The organism is Microlunatus kandeliicorticis, assembly GCF_014137855.1.
Classification (GTDB): Bacteria; Actinomycetota; Actinomycetes; order Propionibacteriales; family Propionibacteriaceae; genus Microlunatus; species Microlunatus kandeliicorticis.
Window position 1 is genome coordinate 682,591 of sequence record NZ_JACGWT010000001.1, and the last position, 19,180, is coordinate 701,770.

Genomic DNA, 19,180 nt, shown 5'->3' on the forward strand with positions numbered 1-19,180 from the left:
CCGGCGGCGCTGCCGTCCGCGGTCACCGTGCCGCCCGCCGCCCGGAGGCGAGCCCCCTGCAGACGTTCCTCCCGTTCCCCGACGCCGAGACCTCGTTGCGCACGCTCGACGTCAAGCGGCTCGGCAAGCAGCGGGTCGAGGTGATCCAGATCGTCCGCGCCCTGACCGTGCCGGGCTACGCCTGGGCGAACCACCCGGCTGTGCTGATGTGGAAGGGCTTCGAGGAGGCGCTGGGCCGCTACGGGCTGCTGGCCTGCACGCTCTGGACCGCGCACGGCTTCGGCGACACCTGCGCCGACACGATCCGGGCCGACCTCGCGGCCGCCGGGATCACCGGCATCCGCAGCTGGCCCGAGCTCGACGCGGCGGGGGCGCTGCCCGGGTGGCTGGGCGACGAGACCCTGCACCGCAGCCACCGGTCCGCCCTGCTCGGCAAGGACCCCCACCACTACGGGCCGCTGTTCCCGGCCGACACCCCGGCTGACCTGCCCTACCACTGGCCGGTGCGCTCGCCCGCGGTCGTCGAGCGCGAGGCGAAGCGCGCCGCCCGGGCCGCGGCTCGGGCCGAGGGTCAGGCGACCCCGGGAACGCCGACGGCCGGCCCCCGCCCTACCGCTCGGAAGGGAGCGGGGGCAGGACCCGGCCGTCGGAACCGGTCGGACCCGGGAGGTCAGCCCTCCAGCAGGTCGTAGCGGTCGGCGTTCATGACCTTGGTCCAGGCCGCGGCGAAGTCGCGGACGAACTTCTCACCCGCGTCGTCGCTGGCGTAGACCTCGGCCACCGCCCGCAGCTCGGAGTTGGACCCGAAGACGAGGTCGTTGCGGGTGCCGGTCCACTTCTTCTCCCCGGTCGCGCTGTCCACGGCCTGGTAGGTGCCTTCCTCGCCCTCGACCGGCTTCCAGTCGGTCCCGAAGGCCAGCAGGTTGACGAAGAAGTCGTTGCTCAGCGTCCCGAGCCGGTCGGTCAGCTGGCCGTGGGGCGACCCGCCGACGTTGGCGCCGAGCACCCGCAGACCACCGACGAGCACGGTCATCTCCGGCGCGGTCAGCCCGAGCAGGTTGGCCCGGTCGACCAGCTGGTACTCGGCCGGCAGCCGGTGGCCCTTGCCCAGGTAGTTGCGGAAGCCGTCCGCGGTGGGCTCGAGGTGGACGAACGACTCGACGTCGGTCTGCTCCTGGGTGGCGTCGGTCCGGCCCGGGGTGAACGGCACGGTGATCGGGTGACCGCCGTCGGCGGCCGCCTTCTCCAGCGCCGCGTCGCCGGCCAGCACGATCAGGTCGGCCAGCGAGATCTTCGTCCCGCCGCCCGTCCGCTCGTTGAACGCCGACCGGACCCCCTCGAGGGTGGTGAGCACCCGGTGCAGCTCGTCGGGCTCGTTGACCTCCCAGCCGCTCTGCGGCTCCAACCGGATCCGGGCGCCGTTGGCGCCGCCGCGCTTGTCGCTGCTGCGGAACGTCGAGGCCGAGGCCCAGGCGGTCTTGACGAGGTCGGCGACCGACAGACCCGAGTCGAGCACCCGGCTCTTGAGCTCGGCGACGTCGGCGTCGGTGACCAGCGGGTGGTCGACCGCAGGGACGCGGTCCTGCCAGATCAGCTCCTCGGCGGGGACCTCCGGGCCGAGGTAGCGCTGGATCGGCCCCATGTCGCGGTGGGTCAGCTTGAACCAGGCCCGCGCGAAGGCGTCGGCGAACGCGTCCGGGTCGGCGAGGAACCGGTGGCCGATCTCGTTGTAGACCGGGTCGACCTTGAGCGCGATGTCGGTGGTCAGCATCGTCGGCGGCCGGGTGAGGGTGCCGTCCTCGGGATCGGGGACGGTGTTCGCCGCGGCGCCGCCGGCCGGCTGCCACTGGTAGGCGCCGGCGGGGCTCTTGGTCAGCTCCCACTCGAGGTTGTAGAGGTTCTCCAGGTACTTGCTGCTCCACTGCGTGGGGGTGGAGGTCCAGGTCACCTCGATGCCGCTGGTGATCGCGTCGCGGCCCTTGCCCGAGCCGAAGCTGTTGGCCCAGCCGAGGCCCTGCAGCTCGATCGGGGCGCCCTCGGGCTCCGGGCCGACGTACTGGTCGGGATCAGCGGCACCGTGGGTCTTGCCGAAGGTGTGGCCGCCGGCGATCAGGGCGAAGGTCTCCTCGTCGTTCATCGCCATCCGGCCGAAGGTCTCGCGGATGTCCACCGCGGACGCCCGCGGGTCCGGCTTGCCGTTCGGGCCCTCCGGGTTGACGTAGATCAGACCCATCTGGACGGCGGCCAGCGGCGACTCGAGCTCGCGGTCACCGGTGTAGCGCTCGTCACCGAGCCAGGTCTCCTCCGGGCCCCAGTAGACGTCCTGGTCTGGCTCCCAGACGTCGCGGCGCCCGCCGGCGAAACCGAACGGCTTCAGCCCCATCGACTCGAGCGCGCAGTTGCCGGTGAAGATGATCAGGTCGGCCCAGCTGAGCCGCTTGCCGTACTTGGCCTTGACCGGCCAGAGCAGCCGCCGGCCCTTGTCCAGGCTGGCGTTGTCCGGCCAGCTGTTCAGCGGGGCGAACCGCTGCATCCCCGCGCCCGCGCCGCCGCGGCCGTCGGCGACCCGGTAGGTGCCGGCGCTGTGCCAGGCCATCCGGATGAAGAACGGGCCGTAGTGGCCGAAGTCGGCCGGCCACCAGGGCTGCGAGGTGGTCATCACCTGCTGGATGTCGGCCCGGAGCTCGTTGAGGTCGACAGTCGCGAACTCGGCCGCGTAGTCGAAGTCGGCGTCCATCGGGTCGGAGGCCGGGCCGTGCTTGCGGAGCACGGAGAGGTTGAGCGACCGGGGCCACCAGCGCTGGTTGGAGTTACCGCCCTCGGTGGGGTAGCTGCCACGCCCGAAGCCGACCGGGCACCCGCCCGCCTCCTCGGTGTTCATGAACCCTTCGCGGGTGTCGTTGTCGACGTGCTCGGTGCGATCGGTGTCTGACATGGATCCTTCGCTGTCTCGGAGGTCTCGGTGGGGCAGACAGGCGCTGCACCGCCTACGGTGGCGCACAATCTGGAACGAATCAAGTCTTCGGGCGAAGCAGTTCATCCCCGTTCAGCGGGTCGTCAGCCGACCGTCCGACTGTCGGTGCCGTCGGTGATGATGGCGGGGTCATGAGCCGCTGGAGCCACGCCCAGGTCGCCGCCCTGGCCCCCGACCAGGCGTCGCTGGCGGCCGCCCGCCGGCTGGCCCGGCCGGGGCCGTGGTCGGAGACCGGCTCGACCAACCTGCTGGTCTGGGGCCGGTGCCAGGGCTCGGGCCGGACGCCCTACCAGGTGAGCGTCGACCTGACCGGGCCGGCGTTCCGGTGCAGCTGTCCGAGCCGGAAGTTCCCGTGCAAGCACGGTCTCGCGCTGCTGCTGCTCTGGGTCGACGGCCAGGGCTCGGTGGCCGAGGTCGCGACGCCCTCGGACCAGGCGACCGCGGCCTGGGCGGCCGAGCGCGCGGCTCGGAACGCGTCCCGGGACGCCGCGGCGGCCACCACCCGGCAGCCCGACGAGGCCGCCGCGGCCTTGCGGCTGGCCCGCCGGTTGGCGCTGATGGACGCCGGCGTCGACGACTTCTCCCGCTGGCTGACCGACCTGGCCCGCACCGGGACGGCGGCGGCCCGGCAGCAGCCGTACGGCTGGTGGGACCAGGTGGCCGCCCGACTGGTCGACGCCCAGCTGCCCGGGCTGGCCGAGGACGTCCGGTCGGTGGGCGGTGAGGTGGCGGGGCGGACCGACTGGGCCGCGGCGCTGCTCCGCGCGCTGGGCCGGTGGTGGACCGCCACCCGCGCCTGGCTGGGCCGCGACCGGCTCGACGACGACCAGCTCGGCGACCTGCGGGCCTACCTGGGGTGGTCGGTGGCGAGCGAGAGCGTCCGCCGCCGGGGAAGCGTCCGCGACCGCTGGCTGGTGCTCGGTGCGCACCGCACCGACGACGGCCGGCTGCTCCAGCAGCGCACCTGGCTGCGCGGGGCGGAGAGCGGGCTGACCGTCCAGTTCCTCGACTTCGCCGCCGGTGGACAGGTGCTGCCGGTGGCTAGGACGGTCGGCTCGACCCTGGAGGCCGCGGTGGCCCTGTACCCCGGCCGGGGGCCGCGACGCGGGCTGTTCGTCGACGAGCCGCTGGTGGTGGCCACCGGCGAGACCCCGCCGGCCGGGACGCCGCCGGCGCAGGTGGCCGAGGCGTTCGCCGCGCTGGTCGCGGCCAACCCGTGGGCCCAGCGGATGCCGGTGCTGCTCGACCGGGTCACGGTCGGGCCGGACCCGGAGCGCCCCGGGCGGCTGGTGGCCGCGGCCGCCGACGGCACCGGGTTCGCGCTGACCGCCGACGTCGAGCCGTGGCCGCTGCTCGCGCTGACCGGTGGCCGGGCCGACCGGTTGTTCGGCGAGTACGAGCACGGCCGGCTGCGGCCGCTGGCCGCCGCGGTCGGCGGCGGGTTGGTGGGATGGTGACCGTCGTGGACCCGAGCGTGGTCGAGGCGGCCGGATCCGACCCGGTGGACCACTGGTGGCGCGAGCTCGGCACCGCGGCGCTGTTGGGGACGGCCCGCCGCGGTGTCCCGCCGCTGCCGGCGGGGCTCGGCGCGCCCGCGGCGCAGACCGCCGACGGCGGCACCGCGGGCGCCGCCGCGACTCCGGACGCCGCCGCGATTCCGGACGCCGCGGTGGCCCTGCTCGACGCTGCGGCGCTGGCCGGGGTGCTCGACCGCGTCGGCCGCCGTCCCGGTCCGGTGCCGGTCGCCGAACCGGCGCCCGCGGAGACCGCGCCGACGGCCGGGGCCCGCGCCGTGCAGCTGCTCGAGCTGGTGCTGACCAGCCCACCCGGGCCCGTCGACCAGCGCGGTCTGGTCGTCCACTGGCTCGCGCACGCCCGGGCCGCCCGGGTGCTGGTGACCCCGCCGCTGCTGCCCGTGGTGCTGGCCCTCGGGGCCCGCGACCGCGACCTCCGACCGGCCGTCGCCGCGGTGGTCGGCCGGCGTGGCCGGTGGCTGGCCGCGCTCAACCCGGACTGGCGCTGGCTCGGTCGGCTCGAGGAGGCCGTCCCGGCACCGGATCCCTCCGCCCCCGCTGACGCGGCACCTGCCGACGCGGTATCTGTAGACGCGGCCCCTGCTGGAGCGGACTGGGCCCGCACGCCCACCCCGGCCCGGGTCGCGCTGCTCGGGCGACTCCGCCGCACCGACCCGGCGCGCGGCCGGGTGCTGGTGGAGTCGACCTGGACCACCGACGGGGCCCGCGACCGGGCTGACCTGCTCGCCGCGCTGGCCGTCGGGATCGGGCCGGACGACGAGCCGCTGCTCGAGCGTGCGCTCGACGACCGCGGCCGCGCCGTCCGGGAGACCGCGGCCACCCTGCTCGACCGGCTGCCGGGCTCGGCCCGGGCCGGCCGGATGGCCGACCGGTTGCGCACGCTGGTCCACCGGGCCGGGCTGACCGGCCGGCGGCTCGAGATCGGCGTCCCGGCCGACCCGGACCCGGCCGGGGTCCGCGACGGACTCGGACCGCCCCCGCCGCAGCGTTCGGCCCGCGGCTGGTGGCTCGAGCAGATCTGCGCCGCCGCACCGCTGGCCGTCTGGCGCGAGCTCGCCCGGGCCGACCCGGAGACCACGCTCGAACGGATCACCGACCCGGACGTCCTCCGCGGGCTGGCGCGCGCGGCCCGCGACCAGCGCGACCCGGACTGGGCGGGTGCGCTGCTCGACCGCGACCCGGGCCCGGGCCTGCTGCCCGGGCTGCTGCCGGTGCTGCCGCCCGAGCGACGCGAGCGGGTCGTCCTCGGGCTGCTGGAGCCCCGGGTCCGGGACGCCCGATCGGCCGGGCGGGCCGGCGGTCCGTCGGCGGCGGCGCCGGCGAGCCGGCCGGTGCTCGAGTCGGCCTTCGCGACGCTGGACGAGCCCTGGTCGGCGGCATTCAGCCGCGCGGTGCTGGCCCGGCTGCACGCGCTGCCCCACCCGGCGGCCACGGTCACCGCCCTGCGGGCCCCGCTGTCCACGGCCCTCGACCCGGCCGCGTTGCCCGCGGTGGAAGGCTGGCTCTCCGAGGCCGGTCTCGACCGGTCGCTGGCCACCACCCTCCGCGCCGTCCTGCAGGTCCACTCACTCCGCCGATCGATCAGCGAGGCCTTCCGATGACGACGCCACCCGCCCCGGACCACGACCCCGCACCCGGGGCCGAGGTGCTCACGGCCCGCGAGGTGCTCCGCGAACCCGCCGAGGTGGCCTACGCCGACGAGCTCGCCGCGCTGGCCGCCGCCGACGACCGGCCGCGGCCACCGCGCTGGCGGCTGTCGCCGTGGGCGGTCACCACCTACCTGCTCGGCGGCACCCTCGGCGACGGCACGGTGATCACCCCGAAGTACCTGGGCTCGCGGCGGCTGATGGAGATCGCGGTCGCCTCGCTGGCCACCGACCGGGCGCTGCTGCTGCTCGGCGTCCCCGGGACCGCCAAGACCTGGGTCGGTGAGCACCTGGCCGCCGCGGTCTCCGGCAGCTCGGCGCTGGTCGTCCAGGGCACCGCCGGGACGCCCGAGGAGTCGCTGCGCTACGGCTGGAACTACGCCCGGCTGCTGGCCGAGGGACCGAGCCGCGCGGCGCTGGTGCCGAGCCCGGTGATGCGGGCGATGGAGTCGGGCGCGGTCGTCCGCATCGAGGAGCTGACCCGGATCCCCGCCGACGTCCAGGACGCGCTGATCACCATCCTCAGCGAGAAGACGCTCCCGGTGCCCGAGCTCGACACCCAGGTGCCGGCGCGGCCGGGGTTCAACGTGATCGCCACCGCCAACAACCGCGACAAGGGCGTCAACGAGCTGTCCTCGGCGCTCAAGCGCCGGTTCAACACCGTGGTGCTGCCGCTGCCGGACACCCTCGAGCAGGAGGTGGAGATCGTCCGCACCCGGGTGGCGGCGATCGGTGCCGGGCTCGCCCTGCCCGCCGACGTCGGCGCGACCAGCGAGATCGAGCGGGTGGTCACGGTGTTCCGCGAGCTCAGGTCGGGGACCACCGCCGACCAGCGCACCACGGTCAAGTCGCCGTCGGCGACGCTGTCGACGGCCGAGGCGATCTCGGTGATGACCAACGGTCTCGCCCTGGCCGCGCACTTCGGCGACGGCACCGTCCGGGCCGACGACGTCGCCGCCGGGCTCGTCGGCGCGGTGGTCAAGGACCCGGTGCAGGACCGGCTGGTCTGGCAGGAGTACCTGGAGACGGTGGTCAAGGACCGCCGCAGCTGGGCCGACCTCTACCGCGCCTGCCGCGAGCTCGGCTGACCCGTGCCCCCGGTCGAGCAGGTCTCGCAGGTCGCGGCGGCCGAGCAGCCAGAGCAGGTGGGCGGACCGCGGGTCGAGGTGCTCGGCGTCCGGCACCACGGGCCGGGATCGGCACGCTCGGTGCTCCGCGCGCTGGACGAGCTGGGCCCCGAGCTGGTGGTGATCGAGGGCCCGCCCGAGCTCGACGACCTGGTGGCCACCGCGGCCGATCCCGACCTGGTGCCACCGGTGGCCGCGCTGGTCTATGCCGTCGACCAGCCCCGCCGGGCGGTGTTCTATCCGTTCGCGGTGTTCTCGCCCGAGTGGGTGGCGCTGCGCTGGGCGCTGGAGCACGGCGTCGAGGTCCGGTTCGCCGACCTGCCGGCCACCCACCTGCTCGCCGGTGATCACCTCGACCGTGGTCGTGACGACGGTGTTGATCATGACTCTGGTGATCATGACGCTGAGGATGATGACGCTGATGATCATGACGCTGGTGATCACGACGCCGATGATCATGACGCCGAGCCGCGTCGCGGTCGGCCGGGTCGCGCCGCCGGGGTGGCGCTCCGCCGCAGCGACCCGATCGCGGCGCTGGCCGAGGCGGCCGGCTACGACGACCCCGAGCGGTGGTGGGAGGACGCCGTCGAGCAGCGACGGACCGGCGCCGAGACCTCGGCCCTGACGCACTTCGCCGCTCTGCGCGAGGCGATGGCCGGGGCGCGCGACCAGCTCGCCGACGACGACGACCCGCGCCGCGAGGCGTTCATGCGCCGGACGCTGCGGGCCGAGCTCAAGGCCGGCCGGTCGCGGATCGCCGTGGTCTGTGGCGCCTTCCACGCCCCCGTGCTGGATCCCGCGGCCTTTCCGCCGGTCGCGCGCGACACCGCCCTGACGGTCCGGCAGCCCCGGATCAAGGTGCGGGCCACCTGGGTGCCGTGGAGCGCGGCCCGGCTCGGCTACGCCAGCGGCTACGGCGCCGGCGTCCGCTCGCCCGGCTGGTACCGGCACCTGTTCACCACCCCCGACGACGCGGTGGTCGCCTCCTGGTTCGTCCGGGTCGGCCGCGCGCTCCGCGAGCAACAGCTCGACACCTCGGTCGCCTCGGTGGTCGAGGCGACCCGGCTGGCCGGGGCGCTGGCCGCGGTCCGCGGGCGTCCGTCGGTCGGGCTGACCGAGCTCGAGGACGCCGCCCGGACCGTGCTCACCGAGGGCTCCGACCTGCCGCTCCGGCTGATCGACCGGACGCTCGTGGTGGGCGAGGAGCTGGGGCGGGTGCCCGACTCGACCCCGACCGTCCCGCTCGCCGCCGACCTCGCCGCCACCCAGCGCCGGTTGCGGCTGCCGGTCACCGCCGAGCCGCGGACCATCGAGATCGACCTGCGCCGCGAGAGCCAGCTGGCGCGCTCGGTGTTGCTGCACCGGCTCGACCTGCTGGGCATCGGGTGGGGCCGTGAGGTCGACGCCGGTCGCAGCACCGGCACCTTCAAGGAGGCCTGGGAGCTGGCCTGGTCGCCGGAGCTGGCCGTCGCGGTGATCGAGGCCAGCCTCTACGGCACCACCGTGCCCGACGCCGCCGCCGCGCGCGCCGCCGAGCTGGCCCGTGACGCGTCCGACCTGACCGCACTCGGCGTGCTGATCGAGCGGTGCCTGCTCGCCGACCTGCCGGACGGGCTGCGGGCCGCGGTCGCCGTGCTCGCCGAACGCACGGCCCGGCAGCACGACACCCTGGCGCTGCTCCGCACCGTCGAGCCGCTCAGTCGCACCTGCCGCTACGGCGACGTCCGCGGCGTCGACCTCGGCGAGGTGTCCGCCGTGCTGGAGACGGTGGTGGTCCGGGTCGCGGTCGGGTTGCGGGCCGCCTGCGTCGGGCTGGACGACGACGGCGCCCAGACCGCCCGGACGGCGGTGGAGAGTGCCGACCGCGGCATCACGCTGCTCGACCGGCCCGCGCTGACCGGTCCGTGGCGACAGGCGCTGGCCGCGGTGGCCGCCGACGACCGCGTACACGGCTCGGTGTCCGGACGGGCCACCCGGCTGCTGCTCGACGCCGGGCTGGTCGACCGCGACACCGCCGCCCGGCGGCTGGCCCGAAGGCTTTCGACCGGGACGCCGGCCCCCGCGGCGGCGGCTTGGCTCGACGGCTTCCTGACCGGCGAGGCGATGCTGCTGATCCACGGCGACGACCTGCTGGCCACCATCGACGGCTGGCTGGCTGCGGCGCCCGAACCGGTGTTCGAGGACCTGCTGCCGCTGGTTCGGCGGACGTTCGCTCGGTTCGAGCCGGGGGAGCGGCGGCTGCTCGGCGAGCGGCTGCGCCGGATCGGGACCGGGGAACGGGTGGTCGAGGCGTCGCTCGGGCTCGACCTGGCGCTGGCCGCGCCTGCGCTGGCCACCGTGACCCGGCTGCTGGGTCTGCCCGGCCCGGAGGACGACCGGTGAGCGAGGAGGACGTGCTGTCCGACGACGCGGACGCGGGCGAGGACCGGCACCGGCTGATCCGGTGGCGGCTGGTGCTCGGCGGTGAGGACGCCGACGGCATCGGTGAGGCGGCGACGCTCGACGACGACGACCAGCGCCGCGACGCCGCGCTCCGCGAGCTCTACGACGGACCGCGTCGGGGTGGTCTGGGGGCGTCGGCGCCGCGGGTGGCCCGCTGGCTGGGCGACATCCGCACCTACTTCCCGTCCTCGGTGGTCCAGGTGCTCCAGTCGGACGCCATGAGCCGGCTCGGACTGACCGAGCTGCTGCTCGAACCCGAGCTGATGCGGGCCGTCCAGCCCGACCTGGGGCTGGTGACCACGCTGGTCGGGCTCAACCGGGTGATCCCCGAGCGGTCGCGCGAGACGGCCCGCGCGGTGGTGCGGACGGTCACCGACCAGCTCGAGGAGCGGCTGCGGTCGGCCACCGTCCAGGCGGTCACCGGCGCGCTGAACCGGTCGGCGCGGACCCGGCGCCCGCGACCGTCCGACGTGGACTGGCCGGCCACCATCAGCGCGAACCTGCGGCACTACCAGCCCGAGCACCGGACGGTGATCCCGGAGCGGTTGGTCGGGCACGCCCGGCGCAGCACGAGGGTGGAGCGCCGGATCATCCTGTGTCTCGACCAGTCGGGCTCGATGGCCGAGTCGGTGGTCTACGCCAGCGTGTTCGGTGCGGTGCTGGCCTCGCTGCGGTCGGTGGACACACGGCTGGTGGTCTTCGACACCGCGGTGGCCGACCTGACCGACGAGCTCGACGACCCGGTCGACCTGCTGTTCGGGGTCCAGCTCGGTGGCGGCACCGACATCAACCAGGCGCTGGCCTACTGCCAGGGGCTGATCGAGCAACCCGAGGACACCGTGCTGGTGCTGATCTCCGACCTCTACGAGGGCGGGCTCGCCGAGGAGCTGGTCCGTCGGGCCGCCGCGGTGGTCGGCTCCGGGGCGACCATGATCACCCTGCTCGCGCTGAGCGACTCCGGTCGCCCCGGCTACGACGCCGACCACGCTGCGGCCCTCGCCGCCGTCGGCGTCCCGACCTTCGCCTGCACCCCCGACCAGTTCCCGGAGCTGATGGCCACCGCGATCGAGCGCCGCGACATCGGTTCCTGGGCCGCGACCCAGGGCATCGCCCTCGCCGAGCCCGACACCCCCTGAGCCCACGTCCTGCGCTCAGCCAGGACGCGCGCAGAGCCTGCCGAAGCGCTTGTGGTGAGTGGAGGGTCGACCCAACCGTGGAAGGGATGCTCCTCAAGACGCGCGCTGAGCTTGTCGAAGCGCCGAGCTCGCCCTTCGACAGGCTCAGGGCACTGGGTGGGGGTTCGCACTCGCGTCCGCGTGCTGAGCCCGTCGAAGCGCGGAGCCGCAACTGGCGCTCAACCGAAGGCGGGCACCTCGACCTCGCGGCCCCCGGCGAGCGCGGAGGCGTGGGCACAGATGCCCGGGGCCGTCCAGGCGGCCGAGCGGACCGCGTCGATGGCCGGCAGACGTTGCTCGACGATGCTCGAGACGAACTCGTGGACCAGGAACGGGTGCGAGCCGCCGTGGTGGGCGCCGACGTCGACGGGCTCGGTCATCGCGCCGTGCCGGAACCGGGTCGGTCGGACGAACGGCCGCAGTGGCTCGGGCAACAGTTCCGGCCGGTCGGGCACCTCGAGGCTGGACGTCGTCACCTGGTTGCCGCGCCCACCGGCAGGCGGTCCGCTCATGTCGAACACGGTCAGCGGGCCCTCGTTGTCGATCGGCCACTCGATGCCGCGCCGCTGGCCGTAGAGCGAGAAGCCCTCGACGTAGGCCCGCGCGGTCTGCGAGAACGCCATCGTGATGTCGGCGAGCACGTCGCTGTCGTGCAGCCGGAACAGCCCGACCTCGGCCGGGAACGGGTTGTCGAAGCCGCCGACCGCGCGGTCGGGGGTCAGCCGTCCCGCGCCGTGTGTGGTGACCGTCGCCACCGTGGTGTCGAGCAGCGCGAGCAGCGGCGACAGCGCGTGGGTTAGGTAGTGCATCGGCGGGTAGCCCTGCCAGTAGCGCGGGTACCCGTCGAGGTTCTGGACGTGGTAGCCGCGATAGAGGGTCAGCGCGCCGAGCTCGTCGGCCTCCTGCATCCGCCGCACCGCCAGGTACTCGCGGGCGTAGACCGTGGTCTCCATCATCATGTAGTTGCGGCCCGAAGTCCGCTGCGCCTCGATGATCATGGACAGGTCGTCCAGCGTGGTGGCCATCGGGACGGCACAGGCGACGTGCTTGCCGGCTCCGAGTGCGCGCACCACCATCGGTGCGTGCAGGAAGACCGGGGTCAGGACGTGCACCGCGTCCACGTCCGGATCCTCGAGCGCCTGGTCGAGGTCGTCGTAGCCGTCCTCGATCGCGAAGCTCGCGGCCAGCCGTCGTCGCCGCTCGGAGTCGGTGTCGACCATGACCACTCGGGCCACGTCGGGGTGCGAGAGGTAGATCGGGACGAAGTCCGAGCCGAAACCCAGTCCGACGACGGCGATCGTCAGCCCGCGGCTCACGCGAGCGCCACCTCGACCTCGTCACCGGTCAGGAAGACCACCCGCGCCGTCACGAAGTTGTCCAGATCGGCCCGCGCCGCGCGACCCTCGGGAGAATCGAGCATCGCGGTCATCGCCTCCCGGTCCACCGTGTAGAGCTCGGCCACCAGCGCCCAGTCGGTCCCCGCTCCCACCCCGTCCGCGGCCGCGTCCCCGGCGGCCTCGTCGAGCCAGCACAGGTTCCAGCCGGTCAGTCCGGGCATGCGGCGGGCGAGCGGCACGTGGGTGTCCTCGTAGTAGCGCCGGAACGCGGCGAGGTCGTCGGGTCGCTCGTAGAGGATCGTCATCCGGTGCATCAGAGCGTGATCCTGGTGTACCGGCTCATGTGCTCGACCATCGCGACCTCGGTGGGCAGTCGCTCCATGCTCGACGCGCCGAGGAAGCCCTGCACCTCGGGAACCGCGCCGATCACCTCGGCAGCCTCCTCCGGTCCGGCGATGGGCCCGCCGTGGCAGACCACCAGCACGTCGGGGTTCTTCTCGCGGGCGGCCCGGGCCAGCTCGCCGACCTTCACCTTGCTCTCCTCGAGTCCGAGCGCGGTCTGCGCGCCGATCATCCCCGACGTGGTCAAGCCCATGTGCGGGACGACGATGTCGGCCCCGGCGGCGGCCATCGCGGCCGCCTCGTCCGGGTTCGCGACGTAGGTGCAGGTCAGCAGGTCCAGCTCGCGGGCCTGGGCGATCATGTCGACCTCGCGGTCGAAGCCGAGCCCGGTCTCCTCGAGGTTGGCCCGGATGATCCCGTCGAACAGGCAGACCGTCGGGTAGTTCTGGACGCCGGAGAAACCCGCGTCCTTGACCTCGCGGAGGAACCGGTGCATCAGCCGGAACGGGTCCGACCCGCAGACGCCGGCCACCACCGGGATCCGGTCGACCACCGGGAGCACCTCGCCGGCCATCTCCATCACGATCGCGTTGGCGTCGCCGTAGGGCATCAGCCCGGCCATCGACGACCGCCCGGCCATCCGGTAGCGCCCGGAGTTGTAGATGACGATGAAGTCCAGACCGGCGGCCTCGGCGCACTTGGCCGAGAGCCCGGTGCCGGCGCCGCCGCCGATGATCGGGTGGCCGGCGGCGACCTTCTCCCTCAGCCGGGTGAGGATCTCGGTGCGGGTGGGCGGCGCGGGTCGTGTGGGCATGCTCGGGTCACCTCTCGGAGAGTGCGGTCGGTCGGGACGGCGGGACGTGGGTCCGGCCGGTCAGGCGGTCGAGGGTGGCGATGGCCTCGGCGGCGAACTCGGGGTCGTTGACGGCCAGATCGAGGACGTGCAGCGGGATCCGGGGCGCCAGGTCGCGCTCGAGGGCCGCGATCAGCGCGCGGTCGGCATCGGGATCGTGGAAGGGCTCGCCCCGGACGGCGATCGCGGAGAACCCTCGGGCCGGCACCAGCACCTCGACCGGTCCGGTGGACGCGTTGAGCCGGGTGGCGATCACGGCGCCGATGCGCGCGTTCTCCTCCGGACTGGTGCGCACCAGGGTGATCACCGGGTTGTGCTGGTGCAGGCGACGTCCGGCGAAGCGGGCCGGGACGGTGTCCCGCGGTCCGAAGTTGATCATGTCGAGAGCGCCCGCGCTGACCAGCTGGGGGAGCCCGCGCCGACCGGCGGCGGTCATCCGGTCCGGCCCGGCGGTGCAGATCCCGCCGAGCTCGGCGTCGACCAGCTCGGTGGGCGTGAGGTCGGCCACCGCGTCGAAGACGCCGTCGCCGATCATCGCCTCCATCGCGCGCCCACCGGTGCCGGTGCAGTGGAACACGTGCAGCTCGCCGCCACCGGCGACCACGTGCTGCTGGACGGCGGTGACCAGCGGCGTGGTCAGCCCCACCATCGTCGCGGCGATCCGGGCGCCTGCGGGCGGCGGCGGCACCGGTGCCCCGGCGAGCATCCCGGCCACCGCGTCGGCGGCCCGGGCGAGCACCGGCGCGCTGACCGAGTTCAGGCCGGCCAGGTCGACCACCGGCGCGAACATGATCAGATCGCTGGTGCCGACGTAGGGCCGGGTGTCCCCGGCCACCATGGTGGAGACCAGCACCTTGGGCACCCCGAACGGCAACGCCGGGGCGATCCGGCTCATCACGAAGCCGGCGTTCGAGCCGCCGAGCACGACCACTGCGGACACCTCTCCGGCGACCTGCCGCTCGGCGACCAGCCGGGCCGCGCCGGTGGCCATCGCCTCCATCGCCGCGTTCCGGTCGTGGCGGTCGACCAGGCCGTCCAGCGCGACCCCGCCGGCGGCCGCGACCCGGTCGCGCGAGAGGTCGGCCTCGAGCCGGGGTGACCCGAGCACGCCGACGTCGACCACCAGGGTGGCGAGCTCGGAGGCCCGCAGCCGGTCGCGGACGAACCGGTACTCCTCGGCCTTGGTGTCGAGGGCGCCGACCAGCGCGACCGTCGGTCGGCCGGGATCCGTCCCAGTCACTTCACCGCGCCGAGCGAGAGGCCGTTGACCAGCCGCTTCTGCGACACGATGAACACGATCAGCAGCGGCAGCGAGGTCAGCACGGCGAGGGCCATCAGGCTGTTCCAGTTCGCGGCGTAGGTGGTGTTCTGGCTGGCCAGCAGGCCGCTGACCGGCAGCACCGTGCCCTGGGGCAGGAAGTTGATCGCGTAGACGAACTCGCCCCAGGAGGAGATGAAGATGACGCTGATCACGGTGAAGATGCCGTTGCTCATCATCGGCACGGTGATCGAGCGGAAGGAACGCCAGCGGTTGGCGCCGTCGATCTGCGCAGCCTCGTAGAGGGCGGGCGGGATGGCCATGGCGAACGGCCGGAGCAGCATGATCGCGAACGGCAGCAGCAGGGTGATGTCGGCCAGGATCAGCCCGCCGAGGCTGCCGAGGATGTGCCAGCTGGCCAGCACGCTGTAGAGCGGGATGACCGTCATCGGCTGCGGGATCATCTGCAGCACCAGCAGCACGGCCAGGAACACCGAGATGTAGCGGGTGACGCCGGCGCTGAGCCGTCGGGAGATGGCGAAGCTGGCCGGCACCGCCAGCAGCACGACCGCCGCGGTGACGAAGACGGCGATCTGCACCGAGGTGAGGATCGCGCCCAGGCTGGAGCCGATGACCTCGCGGTAGGTCGAGAGCGTCGGGGTGAAGATCACGCTGTTCGGCGCCTGGAGCACCTGGATCTCGCTCTTGAACGAGGTCAGCACGATCCAGACCAGCGGCAGCAGGAAGAGCAGCCCGAGCAGCACCTTGACCACGGTGAACAGCGCCCGGATGCGCGCGGTGGTCACGCCGGTCCTCCCTGGGTGCTCACTCCTGGTCCTCGCGGTTGATGCTGCGGACGTAGGGCACGGCGAAGACCGCCACCACGACCATCGAGAGCACCGCGACGGTCGCGCCGCTGCTCATCTCGAACTGGTTGAACGCGGCGTAGTAGGACAGCACCGGCAGGGTGTTGGTCGCCGTGCCGGGCCCGCCCTGGGTGAGGACGTAGAAGAAGTCGAAGCTCTTGAAGGAGTAGATCACCGTCAGGATGGCCAGGATCCACAGCGTCGGGCGGAGCAGCGGCAGCACGATCGCCACCTGGGTGCGCCAGTAGCCGGCCCCGTCGATCGCCGCCGCCTCGACCACGTCGCGGTTGATGGCGAGCATCCCGCCGCGCAGGATCAGCGTCGAGAACGGCAGCGACGCCCAGGCGGTGACCGCCGAGACGGTCCACAACGCGGCGGTCGGTGAACTCAGCCAGGGGACCGCCGGGATGCCGATCACCCCGAGCACCGCGTTCACCGCACCGTTGTCGTTGAGCACGAACTTCCAGACGCTGCCGCTGACCAGCGGCGGGAGCGCCCAGACGAAGACCATGATCCCCAGCACGAGGTTGGTCAGCCGGCCGGGCTCGGACAGCACCGCTCCGGCGAGGAAACCGAGCACCAGGTTCGAGACCAGCAGCACCGCGCTCAGCGCCAGGGTCCGCAGTGCGGCCGCCCAGGTGGCCGGGTCGCCGACCGCCGCGGCGAAGTTCGCCAGCCCGACGAAGTTCCAGTGCCCGATGATGTTGGTGGGCCCGACGTCGCTGACCGACATCCGGAACAGCACCACCATCGGGTAGAGCGCCATCGCGAGCAGCACCAGCGAAGCCGGGACGCTGTACCCGAGCACCCGGGCCGACCGGTCGCGCCGCCGCCGGCCGACCGGGGCGACCCGGCCGGCCGCGGGCCGGGTGGTGACGGTGAGGGTCATGCGCAGCCCCCGCCGCCCTTCTGCTTCGCCGCGTCGATGGTGCTGATTGCCTTGCTGGTGGCGGCTTCGGCGGTGGTCTGCCCGGAGATCACGCCGCTGACCGCGACGCCCAGAGCCTGCTGCATCGCCGCGGTCTGGCTGTTCTTGGGCCAGGCGGCGGTGTCCTGCGCGGCCTTGACGAACGGGGCGGCGTTCGGGTCCTTGTTCAGCGTGTCGGAGTCGGCGGCTTGCGACTCGACCGGGATCGACCCCGCCTCGGTGTAGATCGACTCACCGGCCTCCGGGGTCAGGATGGCCTCGGTGAGGAACTTCCAGGCCGCGTCCTTGTTCTTGCTCTTGGCGCCGATGCCGTAACCCTCGCCGCCGGGGAACACCTGGCTCTTGCCGCCGGCCGGCGCCGGGAACTGGGTGGTGCCGTAGGCGAAGTTCGCCTTCTTCACGTTGCCGAGCTGCCAGTTGCCGTTGAGCCCGAAGGCGTACTTGCCGGTCATGAACTGCTGCCAGGAGGCGTTCTGGTCCCAGGTGGCCGCCGCCCGCGGCAGCGCGTCGTCGGACCGCCAGGCCGCGACGCGCTGAAACGCGGCCGAGAGCGCCGCCTGGTTGGCGTCGAGGTTGCAGTAGTTCACGCCCAGCCCGAGGAACTGCGGGGCGAACAGCCAGGCACCCTCGACGCTCGGTGCGCCGGAGAGCGCCACGCCCGAGTACTTGCCCGCGGCCCTGATCTTGGTCATCGCCGCGGTCATCTCGTCGAGCGTGGTGGGCGGCTGGATGCCGTACTGCTGGAGGATGTCCTTGTTGTAGTACATCCCGAGCAGGTTGGTGTACGGCAGCAGGTTGTAGACCTTGCCGTCGGTGGTCCAGGTGGTGTTCTCCGGGAAGTTCTTCTTGCCGGAGTAGGCGTCCCAGTACGGCGTCAGGTCGGCCATCACGCCGCCGGCCTGCAGGGTGGGGTAGTCGACCACGATGTTGTTGATGAACAGGTCCGGGGTGGTGCCGGTGGCCACCGAGGCGAGCAACTTCTGGTCGAACTGCTGACCGGTGGCCTGCACCAGGTTGACCTTGATGGTCGGGTTCTTCGCCTCGAAGTCCTTCACCCGCCCCTGCAGCCAGGTCAGCTGGGTGCCCTGGTAGTACTCCCAGAAGGTCAGCGTGGTGGTGCCGGTCCCCGAGCCACCGCCCGAACTGCTCCCGGAGTCGGTCTTGATCGCGCAACCGGTGCCGGCCAGCAACAGCGCGCCGAGCGCCGCCCCGACCTTCACGGCGCCGCTTCTCAGCGACGGCCTGCGCGGATGACGCAACGACATCGTGCCCCCTTGCACTCGCGGCCCGGTGCGGCCGCTCCCGACCGCCCTGCGCTCGACCGTAGGAACCAAATGCATGATCGTCAACCCCTATTCGTCGAAAATCGGCAATATTGTTCGACGGCCCGGCGCACTAGGGTGTGCCCGGCAGCACGGAGAGGGAGGTCGGATGGTGCGGACCGTCGAGATGGCCGCAGCGCCCACGCCTGCCCGGAACGGTTCGGGGCCGACCGCGGCGCAGGTGGACGGCGCCGGGCATCTGCTCGCGCTGGTGCGCGCGGGGCGAGCCACCACGACCTCCGAGCTGGCTGCCGCCACCCAGCTGGCCCGCTCGACCGTCCAGCAGCGGCTGGACTTCCTCTGCGAGGCCGGGCTGCTCGAGGTGGCCGCCCAGCTCACTGGGCAGCGCGGGCGTCCGGCGGGGCGGTACGTCTTCCGTCCGCGTGCCGGCCACGTGCTGTCGGCTCACCTCGGTCTGACCGGGTGCCGCACCGCGCTCTCCGATCTCGACGGCGTCGTGCTGGCCGACCGTCTCGACCCGGTCGATCTCGGCGAGGGCCCCGAGGGACTGGTCCGGGTCGTCGAGCACGGCTTCTCCGCGCTGCTCCGACGCGCTCGGGTGCGTCTCGGCTCGGTGGTCGGGATCGGGGTCGGCGTGCCCAGCGAGCTCGAGCTCCGTGGCTTCGCCCGGTCGCTCGGTACCGCCTCCACCGGGTGGGACCGCGACCGGCTCGAAACGGCGCTGCGTGGACGCTACCGCGTGCCGGTGCTGCTCGACCTCGACGTCAACCTGCTCGCCCTGGCCGAGCACCGGACGTCCTGGCCGGAGAGCGAGGTGATGGTGTGCGCCAAGCTCGGCACGCTGATCGACGCCGCACTGGTCGTCCGTGGCGTCCCGGTCCGCGGGGTGAGCGGGCTGGCCGGCGAGCTCGGCCACATCCGGGTGGCCGGCTCGGAGGTGCCGTGCACCTGCGGGAGCACCGGTTGCCTCAACGCGGTGGCCAGCGGCCAGGCCCTGGTCCGGCGGCTGCAGCAGTCCGGGTTCGCGCTGGACCACGTCCGTGACGTGCTCCGGCTCGCCGAGGACGGTGTGCCCGAGGCGGTCCAGGCCCTCCGCGAGTCGGGTCGCGCCGTCGGCGAGGCGCTCTCCTCGGTGGTCAACCTGCTCAACCCGGGCGCGATCGCCGTCTGGGGTTACCTGGCCGACTCCGAGCCGCTGCTGGCCGGGATCCGCGAGTCGGTCTACCGGCTGGCGCTGCCCGGGTCGAGCGAGCAGCTCGAGGTGGTGACCACCGCGCTCGGCGACCAGGCCGGCGTCCGCGGGGCGGCGATGCACGTGGTCGACCGGGTCCTCGCCCCGACCTCGGTGGACCGGATGCTCGTCACCGGCGACTGGTCCACCGACCTCGATCTCACCGAGCGCTGAGCCGACAGC

The 19,180-nt window shown here is 73.5% G+C and carries 15 protein-coding genes; 7 read left to right on the forward strand and 8 right to left on the reverse strand.

The window, feature by feature from the left end:
• Positions 1–56: 56 nt before the first annotated feature.
• Positions 57–692, forward strand: coding sequence for an MSMEG_6728 family protein (locus FHX74_RS03055; protein WP_182558949.1), 636 nt, complete (start codon positions 57–59; stop codon positions 690–692).
• Here the strand turns inward: FHX74_RS03055 and katG are convergent.
• Positions 671–2,935 (reverse strand): catalase/peroxidase HPI, encoded by a 2,265-nt coding sequence (gene katG, locus FHX74_RS03060; RefSeq protein ID WP_235970087.1) that lies wholly within the window; start codon positions 2,933–2,935, stop codon positions 671–673. The genes FHX74_RS03055 and katG overlap by 22 nt on opposite strands.
• A 170-nt stretch (positions 2,936–3,105) precedes the next feature.
• On the opposite strand from katG, the gene FHX74_RS03065 reads away from it, so the two are divergent.
• From FHX74_RS03065 to FHX74_RS03085, 5 genes are read left to right on the forward strand one after another with little or no spacing between them, the layout of a single operon-like run.
• Positions 3,106–4,431: an SWIM zinc finger family protein gene (locus FHX74_RS03065; RefSeq protein ID WP_182558580.1), complete on the forward strand. Its 1,326-nt coding sequence runs from the start codon at positions 3,106–3,108 to the stop codon at positions 4,429–4,431.
• Positions 4,425–6,110 carry a DUF5691 domain-containing protein gene (locus FHX74_RS03070; protein ID WP_182558581.1) on the forward strand — a complete coding sequence of 562 codons (1,686 nt, stop codon included), beginning with the start codon at positions 4,425–4,427 and terminating at the stop codon, positions 6,108–6,110. The genes FHX74_RS03065 and FHX74_RS03070 overlap by 7 nt, the downstream gene beginning before the upstream one ends.
• Positions 6,107–7,243, forward strand: a complete 1,137-nt coding sequence (locus tag FHX74_RS03075; RefSeq protein ID WP_182558582.1) for an ATP-binding protein — start codon at positions 6,107–6,109, stop codon at positions 7,241–7,243. The genes FHX74_RS03070 and FHX74_RS03075 overlap by 4 nt, the downstream gene beginning before the upstream one ends.
• 3 nt (positions 7,244–7,246) lie before the next feature.
• Positions 7,247–9,664, forward strand: a complete 2,418-nt coding sequence (locus FHX74_RS03080) for a DUF5682 family protein (RefSeq protein WP_220483399.1) — start codon at positions 7,247–7,249, stop codon at positions 9,662–9,664.
• Positions 9,661–10,860, forward strand: coding sequence for a vWA domain-containing protein (locus FHX74_RS03085; protein WP_182558583.1), 1,200 nt, complete (start codon positions 9,661–9,663; stop codon positions 10,858–10,860). Before FHX74_RS03080 ends, FHX74_RS03085 begins: the two co-directional genes overlap by 4 nt.
• 218 nt (positions 10,861–11,078) lie before the next feature.
• On the opposite strand, the gene FHX74_RS03090 is transcribed toward FHX74_RS03085, so the two are convergent.
• The 7 genes from FHX74_RS03090 to FHX74_RS03120 are packed head-to-tail and all read right to left on the reverse strand — an operon-like array spanning position 11,079 to position 17,703.
• On the reverse strand, positions 11,079–12,215 hold the full coding sequence (locus FHX74_RS03090; protein ID WP_182558584.1) for a Gfo/Idh/MocA family protein: 1,137 nt from the start codon (positions 12,213–12,215) through the stop codon (positions 11,079–11,081).
• Positions 12,212–12,550, reverse strand: a complete 339-nt coding sequence (locus FHX74_RS03095; protein WP_182558585.1) for an EthD family reductase — start codon at positions 12,548–12,550, stop codon at positions 12,212–12,214. Before FHX74_RS03095 ends, FHX74_RS03090 begins: the two co-directional genes overlap by 4 nt.
• Entirely contained in the window at positions 12,550–13,392 is an 843-nt protein-coding gene (locus FHX74_RS03100) for a phosphoenolpyruvate hydrolase family protein (protein WP_182558586.1), read from the reverse strand. Before FHX74_RS03100 ends, FHX74_RS03095 begins: the two co-directional genes overlap by 1 nt.
• 7 nt (positions 13,393–13,399) lie before the next feature.
• On the reverse strand, positions 13,400–14,671 hold the full coding sequence (locus tag FHX74_RS03105; protein ID WP_182558587.1) for a Tm-1-like ATP-binding domain-containing protein: 1,272 nt from the start codon (positions 14,669–14,671) through the stop codon (positions 13,400–13,402).
• Complete coding sequence (locus tag FHX74_RS20900) at positions 14,668–15,495, reverse strand: carbohydrate ABC transporter permease (protein WP_182558588.1); 828 nt, start codon at positions 15,493–15,495, stop codon at positions 14,668–14,670. The genes FHX74_RS03105 and FHX74_RS20900 overlap by 4 nt, the downstream gene beginning before the upstream one ends.
• Positions 15,496–15,514: 19 nt before the next feature.
• The gene (locus FHX74_RS03115) at positions 15,515–16,444 is read right to left on the reverse strand and encodes a carbohydrate ABC transporter permease (protein ID WP_182558589.1); all 930 of its coding nucleotides are present in this window, start codon (positions 16,442–16,444) and stop codon (positions 15,515–15,517) included.
• Positions 16,441–17,703 carry a sugar ABC transporter substrate-binding protein gene (locus FHX74_RS03120; protein WP_182558590.1) on the reverse strand — a complete coding sequence of 421 codons (1,263 nt, stop codon included), beginning with the start codon at positions 17,701–17,703 and terminating at the stop codon, positions 16,441–16,443. Before FHX74_RS03120 ends, FHX74_RS03115 begins: the two co-directional genes overlap by 4 nt.
• A gap of 211 nt (positions 17,704–17,914) precedes the next feature.
• On the opposite strand from FHX74_RS03120, the gene FHX74_RS03125 reads away from it, so the two are divergent.
• Entirely contained in the window at positions 17,915–19,171 is a 1,257-nt protein-coding gene (locus FHX74_RS03125) for an ROK family transcriptional regulator (protein ID WP_182558591.1), read from the forward strand.
• Positions 19,172–19,180: the final 9 nt, after the last annotated feature.

Bases quoted from the DNA above. Each gene is read 5' to 3' on its own strand.
- katG (WP_235970087.1), bottom strand. From the start codon at position 2,935: ATGTCAGACACCGATCGCACCGAGCACGTCGACAACGACACCCGCGAA.
- FHX74_RS03065 (WP_182558580.1), top strand. From the start codon at position 3,106: ATGAGCCGCTGGAGCCACGCCCAGGTCGCCGCCCTGGCCCCCGACCAG.
- FHX74_RS03070 (WP_182558581.1), top strand. From the start codon at position 4,425: ATGGTGACCGTCGTGGACCCGAGCGTGGTCGAGGCGGCCGGATCCGAC.
- FHX74_RS03075 (WP_182558582.1), top strand. From the start codon at position 6,107: ATGACGACGCCACCCGCCCCGGACCACGACCCCGCACCCGGGGCCGAG.
- FHX74_RS03095 (WP_182558585.1), bottom strand. From the start codon at position 12,550: ATGCACCGGATGACGATCCTCTACGAGCGACCCGACGACCTCGCCGCG.
- FHX74_RS03100 (WP_182558586.1), bottom strand. From the start codon at position 13,392: ATGCCCACACGACCCGCGCCGCCCACCCGCACCGAGATCCTCACCCGG.
- FHX74_RS03115 (WP_182558589.1), bottom strand. From the start codon at position 16,444: ATGACCCTCACCGTCACCACCCGGCCCGCGGCCGGCCGGGTCGCCCCG.
- FHX74_RS03125 (WP_182558591.1), top strand. From the start codon at position 17,915: ATGGTGCGGACCGTCGAGATGGCCGCAGCGCCCACGCCTGCCCGGAAC.